This window comes from Nocardia sp. SYP-A9097 (genome assembly GCF_009649815.1).
In the GTDB taxonomy this organism is placed as follows: Bacteria; Actinomycetota; Actinomycetes; order Mycobacteriales; family Mycobacteriaceae; genus Nocardia.
On the sequence record NZ_WJIC01000037.1, the window covers coordinates 51490 to 60549 of the forward strand.

Genomic DNA, 9060 nt, shown 5'->3' on the forward strand with positions numbered 1-9060 from the left:
CCGCCATGCGCGGGAATGTTGTGTGAGATGCTTTGCGCGAGAGGAGTTTACGTGTCCGTAAGGGGGATGGACAGGAAGTCCGTTGAGCGGATGACGAGATTCGAACTCGCGACCCTCACCTTGGCAAGGTGATGCGCTACCAGCTGCGCTACATCCGCTTGCGCGTCCTCGGGAGCCTCGCGACTCCGTCCTGCGTGCGAGAAAAGACATTAGCCGACGATGCGCCGAACACCAAAACGGGGCTTGTCCAGCCCCGTTTTCAACGCGGTGCCGCCTCGCTCTGCAGCGGCACGATGGAGGAGACCAGCGTCCGGTCCCCGGTGGTCGAGGTGAGCACCAGTTGTGGTGGCCACACCCGCCGTGAGCTGTCCGGATGCGTCTCGGTGACCACCATGATGTGCTGTCCGGCGAACGGTCCGGGCATGATCTGCACGCAGTAGATGGTGCCCACCGGAATGCTGTCGATCCCCGCCTGGATATCGGCGACCGAGGGCGCGGTGGCATCGGGTGCGAACATCTCGTGCACGCGCTGCCCATTGCGTTCCACGTAGTACCGATTCTGCAGCGCGAGGATGGCATCGGGTCCGGTGTGCGTACTCCCGGGTCCATTGCCGCGAATGCTGGTGCCGCTCATCTCATTCGGGCACAGCGCCGGATTCGCCTCCGCCGCCGGTGCGGCCGAACTCGGTGCGGCCGAGCTGGGCGGTGCGGAGGCGACCACGGTCGGCATGGGTCCGCTCTTGTCCTCCGGACTCATTTTGGCGATCTGCACCGCGACGGCGGCGACCACCGCGAGTACGGCCAATACCCCGAGTAGTGGTACGGCCCAAGCGGGGTAGGGCCCCTTGCGCGGTTTCGACCGCAGCGGTGCGGCCTGCCCCCGCCGGTGCCGCGCGCCCACATGCGCTCGCAGACCGGGCTCGTAGTACTCGTCGTCGTAGTCGTCATCGTCGTAGGCGGGTTCGGCGTAGCGCGCCGCGACGGGTTCGGGCTCCGGTTCGGGTTCGGGTTCGATCCAATCCGACCAGTTGCCGGTGTATTCGTCCTCGTCCGCGCGGGGAGTCAGCGGCTCCCGTTCCTGTGTGGTCATCGTGTCGCCTGTGGTTGGAGGTCCGGGATGAGCGGCGCTCCGCTGGTCGGCGCGGCCGCACTGGTGGGCGCGATGGCGATGACTGGTGCGCTGCCGCTGGTGGTGGTCCCGCCGGAACCGCCTGTGCCGAGCGGGAATTGCCCACCGGGTACGGCACTGGTGGTGACGGTGCTGGTCGGCGCGAAGTCGAATCCGCCACTGGGCTTGTCACTTCCGCCGACCGGTACCGCCCCGGGCTTGCTCACCGAGGACAGGTCGTGTGCCAGCGCCGCGAACCAGGTGCCCACGAATTGTGTTGGGCTGTCCCCGAATCCGCCACCCTGTGCGTGGGTGTAGTCATGCTTGGCGGCGGTGTTCCAGTACCGCACCCAGGTGGTGACGTCCAGCAGGTCCTTATTGTCGGTGACGTTCTGCACCAGCGCCGAGAAGGCCTGCGTGGTCAGATTGCTGATGGTGGTGGGTGGCACCAGTTCCGCCACCGCGCCGACCAGTTTGGTGCCGAGCAGGGCAAGTCCGGCAATGGGATTCGCGAGTCCCGCCGCCGCGATCTCGGCGATATTGGTGGCGGTGAGCACGCTCTTCACCACGGCCACAACGGAATTGAAGGCAATGGTGCCGACCTTTGCCAGGGCCTGCAATGCCCCGGGCAGGTTCAGCGCGGTATTGGGATCGGCGGCATCGGCCACCCGCTGCGACAGCGACTTCTGCGGCTGAATGGACAGATCGGTAATCGATTTACCGGAGATGTCATTGTTCACCACCGAGGTGAAAGTCTTGATGGAGGTGAAAGCCAGTGCCTCGGCAATGGATTTCAGCGATGCGATCGGATCGCCGCCCGAAATCTGCACCTGCCCAGCGATATTCGCCACCGCCTTGAGCAACGGTGCGTTGTCCGGCGCGTCGCATGCCAAGTCCCCGTCGGCGCAGAAGCTGGCCACCCGCCCGCTCAGGCTGCCGAAGTTGACCGCGGTCCCATTGGTCCCGGTGGTAGCGGAGACAGTGGAGATGGTGGAGACATTGCCGATATTGGCGGCGGTACCCATCCCCGACCCTTTGGGCGGTGTATCCGATTGCGGTGGCGGCGGCAGTTTCGCGACTTCGGTGCCGCCGGTGCCGGGCGCGGGATCGGGTTCCTTCTGTCCGGGCTTGCCGGGGAACATGGCCGCCCCCGCGGTCCGTGTGGGATCGCCGAACAGTGCGACCGCGGCGACCTTGTCGGCGGGCACCACCCCCTTGCCCGCGGCGACCTCCTGGGCGAAGAGCGACGCCACATGCGCCCCCTGCGAATATCCAGCTACCGCGATCCGGGTGTTCGGGCACCGGTCCGCGACCTGTTTCGCCATGGACCGCAATCGATCCAGCCCATTGGACACCGACTGTGAGTAAGTGGTCTTGTCACTGATGACCACTCCGCCGAACGACGACTCGTACGGCACATACGCGCGATCGACCAGTCCCGCGTCCGATGCCTCGGACATCATCGGTCGGAAGACCGTGGACAGCATGCCGGTATCGGTGGTCACCGCAGCATCGGGTGAGGACTCCCCGGTGCCCTGGATGCCGAGCGCGAACAGCGCCGGGCAGCTCTCCAGGGACAGGCTGGTATCGGGCGGTCCCGCCCCGGCACCGCCGATGGCCACCGCCGTGAAAAGCCCTGCGGTGGTGATGATGAGCAACAGTTTCCGGACCACGCCACACCCTCGTTCAGCTCATGGACTAGGTCTGCGCGTCTGGATACGCGCGTTCGGTGATCCGCGCCCCGGCCGCGCGGGCCGAGGTGAGGATCTGTTCGGCGAGATGCCGAACCGGTTGGGGCGGAGTGCGAGTGGGATCGCCGTCATCCAGCGGTGAGCCGGTGACAGCCGGATTCCACGCCGCCATTTCGTGAGGTTCGAGGGCACGCCACTGTTCCAGCCAGCCGAGCCGCCACACCTGCGCGCCGAGTTCCCGGGCGAGGTCTTCGGCATCGTGGCGGCGGTCCTCGACCGGATTGGGCAGTGGGCGTGCGGAATCGGCGACAGTGATAATTCCCACCACTTCACTGCCGGCGGGGGTGGCGTGCTGTTCGTGTGAGAGCAGCGCGCGGTGCAGCGTATTCATCCCGCGCATATGCGTGCGTGCCACCAGCACGACCAGGGGCGAGTCCATATCCGCGCCGATGCCGATGCGCGCGGGCCAGCGCTGTCCGGCATCCCCGGCCCAGCTCATGCTCGCGGCCAGACTGCTCACGCCCGCGCCGCCGTGCACGCCGACCAGCCACAGCAGCGGCGGACGGGCGGGCCGATTCGGTACGGCGCGTTGCCACATGGGCACCGGGGGCAGGCTCAGCATGGTCATCGCACCGCCCCCAGTAGCGCCAGGTAGGCGTCGCGGGTCTCGGCGGCCAGTCGATGCCAGGAGATGAGTCCACCGCTGGCGAGGTGAATATCGAAGGGCACCAACTGCACCGCGCGCACCCATTCGCCGAGGTGCGCGCGCACATGCGCGAGGATGGCCGTGCCGGAGCCGGGTGTCTGCTCGGTCAGCACGATCACCGCGTCGCCGACGACGAATTCGCTGAAGTTCTCGTCCAGCCATTCGAGCGCGGGTTGCAGCCGGTTGATGGCGTCCGGGCGCGCGGCCACGGTGATCACCAGGCCCACGCGCGGATCGGAGAGCAGGGGAGCGGCGAGCCGACTGGTCACCGGTGCGCCCGCGTCGAAAACGGCCAGCAGCCCGGCGGTTTCGAGATGCCGCGCCACCGAGACCAGCGATTCCCGGCGCGGCAGCGCGTCCGGACCGCGGGGGAGTACCCGCACACCGGTACTGGTCTGCCCCGCGCACGCGCCGACACTGGAGGGCAGTTCGGGGTGCGCGGACACCAGCCAGGTTTGGATGGTGCTCACCGGTTGGGCCGCATCGCAGCCGCGTCGTCCGATATCGCCGCCGCCGAGGGTGGCGTCGACCGCGACCGGCCACACCTCGCCCTCACTGTCGACGGCGGCCGCGGCGGCCAAACCCAGTGCGGTGGTCGATGATCCGGACGACCCGGAGCCGCCGAGCACCAGCACCGAGGGCACGGCGGCGCGCACCAGGCGTCCCTGTCCGCCGCGCAGCGGTACCGGATCGGTGGGTTTACCGATCGGGGTGCGCGGCGCGGGCTCGGCCTCGGGTTCGGTGGCGCGGCGGATCAGGTCATGGACATCGACCATCGCTCACCTGCCGCCGGCGATGATCGAGCTGATCCGCACATTGCCGTCCCGCGAGACGGTGGTGAAGATCTGCTGCCAGGACGATTGCGCACCGTCCGGGCGGAGTTCATTGACGGTGACATCCCAGCGGTCGGCGGTCAGCCGGGTAATGCTCACACAGTGCTGGGTTCCGGCCGGGACCGCCCAAATGGCATCGCGGGTGGCCTGTTCCGGTGCGGCCTGCGCGTCCGGGGTGAGCAGACTGCGGACCACGGCGGCATCACGCAGCACGTACCAGGCGTATTCCAGGTGCAGGATGACGCCGGGGCCGCTGCTGAGATCGCCTGTGCTGGAACCGCTCACGCGGTCGGCCGTGCTGGCGGTCTGACACCACGCGGGCTGGGCCGGCTGGACCAGCGGATTCGCCGACGGGGCAGCGGATTTCGTGACCGGGGCCGCGGTGGGTTCGGTGTCCGGGGTGAATATCACCAGCGCGCCCACCGCGAGCACGGCGACAGCGGCGACGGCCGCCGCGACCATCATCAGGCGCGCGCGTATCTGACGGCGGCGACGGGTCTGCTCGGAGCGTTCCCGGGCGGCCGCCATCAGCCCCGCCATCGGGTCGTCGGGGATATAACCGTCCGGTTTGGAGAGTGATACGCGCACATGCGCATTCGACTCACCGGGTACGGTGGCGGCCTCGTCCAGCCACTGCGCCCAGGCCGGAGTCTCCGGCCCGGCGGAGCGGGGATTCGGTGCGGTCGGCGGTAACGCGGGTAGTGGTGGTCGCGGCGCCGTGTGGTCGTCCTGTTCGATCACGGCGTCTCCCAGTGCTTTCTCGTCTAGGCACCTGGCGCGGGCGCTAGCGCGGCCAGGAAGTTTTCGGGGGTCAACGGAGGCATCTGGGTGACGGCGGAACGCAGGGAATCGACTGTGGTTTCGACGGATTGAACCACCTGGTCGACGGTTTGCGTGACCTGGGTGGTGACCTGGTTCACGATCGGAGCAGCCTGCTGGATTACGGGGGCTACGGCGTCGTAGACGGGTTGCGCTGCCTGGATGGGAGCGACCGCGGGAACGATGGGGGAGACGGGGGCCGAAACCGGTGCGACGAAAGGCTGATCGACTGTTGTGGGATCGACCGGCGGTGGTTTGGTCGCATCGCCGCCACTGAGCCACTTACCGGCGAGGGCCGCGAGCGAGGCGGTGCCGATGACCACCGGACCGCTGATGAGCCCGCCGATCGACGCACCGATTACACATCCACCTGCGCCGCCGATGATGGCGCCTGCAGGGGCTCCGATACCGGCAGTGGGCAATCCACCGATCGCACCGCCCGCGACGGCTCCGACGACGGCTCCGACAACACATCCGCCCGGCATCAAAGCAATCGGTGCGACTGCGGCAGCGCCAACGCCGACCAGGGCGCCTATGGTGCTTGACGCGGCCATTCGGTCGGAGTCTTCGCGCGAGTAGCCCATGCCGTCGTATGCCGCAGCGATCTGCCACTCGGCCATATCCAGGTAGGTCTGGGCCTTGTCCCGTGACTTCGTATCGATGAAGTCGGGCAGCTGAACCGTGTTCGTCCCAATCCGCAGCTTGTGCGGATCGGACGGCATCACTTCCTGATTCGGCGTCTGCGGCTGCACCGCTTCGGGTTCCGTCGCATCCGGCTGCGTGGTCTGCGGCTTCGGCTGGACCAGCGTATTCACATCCGGTTGCGTCTGCTGTTGCGGACGGGGCCGGTTGGGCGGGGCGACCGGCGGGTCCGGAATCCAGTCCGCGGGACTGGGTGCGGACGCGGCGGGCGGCGCGGGCGAGGTACTCAACCCCGGCTGCCCCTCACCGGGGACGGCGAGCCCCGGCTGTCCGGGAGCGGCACCCGCGATGCCCTGCCCGGCGACAAGCATTATCGGTAAGACCGATAATACGAGTGAAGTTCGTTTGGAATTCATTACCCATTCCCCTTACCAGTATGGTCGAGCGCAGGCTGACCCGCCCGAAACCCCCTGCCGACCAGCGCTATTCGCGCCTGGTGTCGAATCCACCGCGACAGACCCATGACTGAACCCCACCACCGTGCGATGATCATGTTTCCGCACCGATCCTACCCGGAACCGCGCGCCTCACAACCGGATACGGGTTAGTCGGAACGAATTCTTCTGTCGCAGCGATTGCGCATCGTAAGATCGCTTCCGCTCACCGCAAGAACCGTGCGCCGCAGTATTTCTCACCCGCCCGCCGGTTCCCGGAAGGAATTCCCATGCGTGCCCGCTCAGCATCCTCCGCGCTAACCCTCGCGCTGTCCCTCATAGCGGCCCTGACCCTCACCGCCTGTGGCGGTCTGGGCGGTAGCGCCGTCACCACGACCAACCTCCCGCCCCCGGACCCCACCCGTGCCCCCGTCGACGTGCACTGGGAAGCCTTCCAGGGCATCCAATTACCCATCGGCGCACACGACGGCCCCACCAAACTGGGCACCACCGCGTCGGGCTACTCCCACACACCCCAGGGCGCGGCCCTCGCGGCCATCAACCACACCGTCCGCATCTCCCTGGCCCCCGACGGCGTCTGGCCCGACGTAGCCGCCCAAGCCCTGATGCCCGGCCCCGCCAAGGACTCCTGGGTCCTGTCCCGAGCCCAGATCTCAATAACCGCCCCCGCCAACCCGATAGTGGCCCCCCGCATCTCCGGCTACAAATTCGTCGCCTACACCGCAACCAAAGCCGACGTCACCATCTACACCACCTACACCGACGCCAGCATCGCCGCGACTCTCCAAACAGTCGAATGGTCAGCCGACGACTGGCGTCTGGACCTCCCCGACCCCAACTCGAAAACCCCCACGGTGCAATCGATCCCGGCCATCCCCGAGGGAGTGATCAAACTGGAGCCGCCCAAATAACCGCACGGCTCCAGCCGACTACTCAGCGCTCCCAGACCCCGCTGGCGAGGAATGAATCCCACTGGTCACCGGAGAAGACCAGTGCGGGACCACCCGGATCCTTGGAGTCCCGCACGCCGACATGACTGTCTGCGAATGCGATCTCAACGCATTCGGAGGCATTCGGGGACTTGCTGGACTTGAACCATTTCGATTGGGACAGATCGATATTCACTCCGCGTGCTCCTTCGCGATACGACACACCAGGTCCCCGGTGGCATCTTCACTCAACGCTACCTGCTCGAGATGGGCGATCGCCCGCCGATGTCGGTTGATCACATCGCTCTGTTCGAGATAAAGCGCGCCCTCGTAGCCGTCCACATAGACGACCGGTGGTTCGACCAATCGACTTGCCAGCGGTGGGAATTCGAGTAGCGCGAACGAACGCGCCACGAGTCCGAGCGGTGCGGGCGCGCTGAACGGCACGACGCGAATCGTGACATTGCCGCGCTCGGATGCGGCGATGAGGTGTCGCAACTGATCGGCCATCACAGCAGGGCCGCCGGGCTGGTGGCGCAGAACCGCTTCCGACAGAAGGGCTTTCATTCGGAATCGGTCCTTGTCGAGTGCGACCTGTCTGCGTGCGGCCAATTCGAGTCGGCGTTCGACGTCGACTGCAGACAGATCCGGATCTGCGGCGATTGTCAGGGACCGGCGATATCCCGAGGTCTGCAGCAAGCCGGGTACCAGCGAAAGCTGGTGTGTCGTAAGCTGATCCGCAGCTGTCTCCAGATCCAGGTAGTGATCGAAGTGTGCGGCGAACTGGTCACTGTAGGACCGCCACCACCCCTTCGTCGTGCCTTGCATCTTGGCCGCCTGGTCCTGCTGCTTGACCTCCCCCCACAGAGCGAGAATTTCGTCCCGTTCCTTGTTTGCCGGGGTGATTCCGTAAAAGTCCAGTAGATCTCTAATTTGAGACGTCGATATTTTAATCTTTCGACCATCTTCCATGCGGCCCACGCTCTGTGGCGAAATCTCAATGTGCAGACCGGCCACCAACTGGCCCTTGCCTGCCCGAATTCGATGTTCGCGAAGAGTCCGGCCCAGTGCTCTGCGGGGAAGTGATGATCCGGCCATTTCCTTAGCCTCACTATCCGGGAAGCCCCGTATTGGATTACCCCTCAATGGATTTCCATAAGGATATCTGGAATTGCTCCGCTAGTAGTGCCACTTCGATCAATCTGGGGGCGCGCGCAAGATTCTGATCCGCATCCTCAATCCTCGGTCGGAGGCTGAAATGTCTTGGGACGCATGGGCTCTACTCTCGATCCTCGCGCTGTGCGGCGCAGTAATCGCGTGGTCATGTTGGGGGTTCTATCGTGAGCGCGAGCCTCGGGAGTCTCACCCACTCGTACTACCCCTCACCGGCGGCGGACACATCTACATCCCCCGCCCCACCGCCCGCCTCATCCCTCGCCACCGGATCAGTAGCGTCCGTTGAACCGACTCAGTGTTCCCAGATCCTTCGAATCCCGCACGCCGACAAGGTAATTGACCGAGCCGACGAAGGCGATCTCCACGCATTCGGAAGCATTCGTTGATTTGCTGGACTTGAACCATTTCGCCTGGGACAGATCGATATTCACTCCGCATGCTTCTTCGCGGGTTGCGGCATAAGGGTCGGGCCGCTTTGGAAATGTGAATAGCTTTGTATCACACTGTATTTAGGCTTTCAAGGTCTGTTTCTCGCGGGTAGAATTGAGGCATGAATCCAGGGGGAAAGACCAGCATCGTGGACGGCGCGCACGCGCTGCTCACGGCGGTGCGCACCCTGGCTTCCGAATCCCTGTATCCGCTCACCGATGGTGAATTCGTGGAGATGATGGGTGAGGTCGAGTGTGCGATGCGGCAACTGG

General features: G+C 65.8%; 10 protein-coding genes and 1 tRNA gene. 1 reads left to right on the forward strand and 10 read right to left on the reverse strand.

The genetic code is table 11. The annotated features are described in order from the left end of the window. Positions 1-85 precede the first annotated feature (85 nt). The 7 genes from GFY24_RS36845 to GFY24_RS36875 form a co-directional block, all read right to left on the reverse strand. A tRNA-Gly gene (locus tag GFY24_RS36845) sits at positions 86-158 on the reverse strand. 101 nt (positions 159-259) lie between these two features. Then, positions 260-1090 carry a hypothetical protein gene (locus GFY24_RS36850; RefSeq protein ID WP_153809737.1) on the reverse strand — a complete coding sequence of 277 codons (831 nt, stop codon included), beginning with the start codon at positions 1088-1090 and terminating at the stop codon, positions 260-262. Beyond that, complete coding sequence (locus GFY24_RS36855; RefSeq protein ID WP_309231782.1) at positions 1087-2781, reverse strand: cutinase family protein; 1695 nt, start codon at positions 2779-2781, stop codon at positions 1087-1089. The genes GFY24_RS36850 and GFY24_RS36855 overlap by 4 nt, the downstream gene beginning before the upstream one ends. A 25-nt stretch (positions 2782-2806) precedes the next feature. Further along, positions 2807-3427, reverse strand: coding sequence for a hypothetical protein (locus GFY24_RS36860; RefSeq protein ID WP_153809738.1), 621 nt, complete (start codon positions 3425-3427; stop codon positions 2807-2809). Continuing rightward, a complete protein-coding gene (locus GFY24_RS36865) occupies positions 3424-4281 on the reverse strand; it encodes a hypothetical protein (protein ID WP_153809739.1) in 858 nt (285 codons plus the stop codon). Before GFY24_RS36865 ends, GFY24_RS36860 begins: the two co-directional genes overlap by 4 nt. Before the next feature lie 3 nt (positions 4282-4284). After that, positions 4285-5079, reverse strand: coding sequence for a hypothetical protein (locus GFY24_RS36870; RefSeq protein WP_153809740.1), 795 nt, complete (start codon positions 5077-5079; stop codon positions 4285-4287). A 23-nt stretch (positions 5080-5102) separates the two neighbouring features. Continuing rightward, positions 5103-6170, reverse strand: coding sequence for a hypothetical protein (locus tag GFY24_RS36875; protein WP_153809741.1), 1068 nt, complete (start codon positions 6168-6170; stop codon positions 5103-5105). Positions 6171-6523: 353 nt separating this feature from the next. On the opposite strand from GFY24_RS36875, the gene GFY24_RS36880 reads away from it, so the two are divergent. After that, positions 6524-7165 (forward strand): hypothetical protein, encoded by a 642-nt coding sequence (locus tag GFY24_RS36880; protein WP_228567016.1) that lies wholly within the window; start codon positions 6524-6526, stop codon positions 7163-7165. 22 nt (positions 7166-7187) lie between these two features. On the opposite strand, the gene GFY24_RS36885 is transcribed toward GFY24_RS36880, so the two are convergent. The 3 genes from GFY24_RS36885 to GFY24_RS36895 all read right to left on the reverse strand — a co-directional run bounded on the left by GFY24_RS36885 (position 7188) and on the right by GFY24_RS36895 (position 8790). Then, entirely contained in the window at positions 7188-7379 is a 192-nt protein-coding gene (locus GFY24_RS36885; protein WP_309231783.1) for a DUF397 domain-containing protein, read from the reverse strand. Continuing rightward, complete coding sequence (locus tag GFY24_RS36890; protein WP_153809742.1) at positions 7376-8281, reverse strand: helix-turn-helix transcriptional regulator; 906 nt, start codon at positions 8279-8281, stop codon at positions 7376-7378. The genes GFY24_RS36885 and GFY24_RS36890 overlap by 4 nt, the downstream gene beginning before the upstream one ends. Before the next feature lie 347 nt (positions 8282-8628). After that, positions 8629-8790, reverse strand: a complete 162-nt coding sequence (locus tag GFY24_RS36895; protein ID WP_309231784.1) for a DUF397 domain-containing protein — start codon at positions 8788-8790, stop codon at positions 8629-8631. Positions 8791-9060 lie beyond the last annotated feature (270 nt).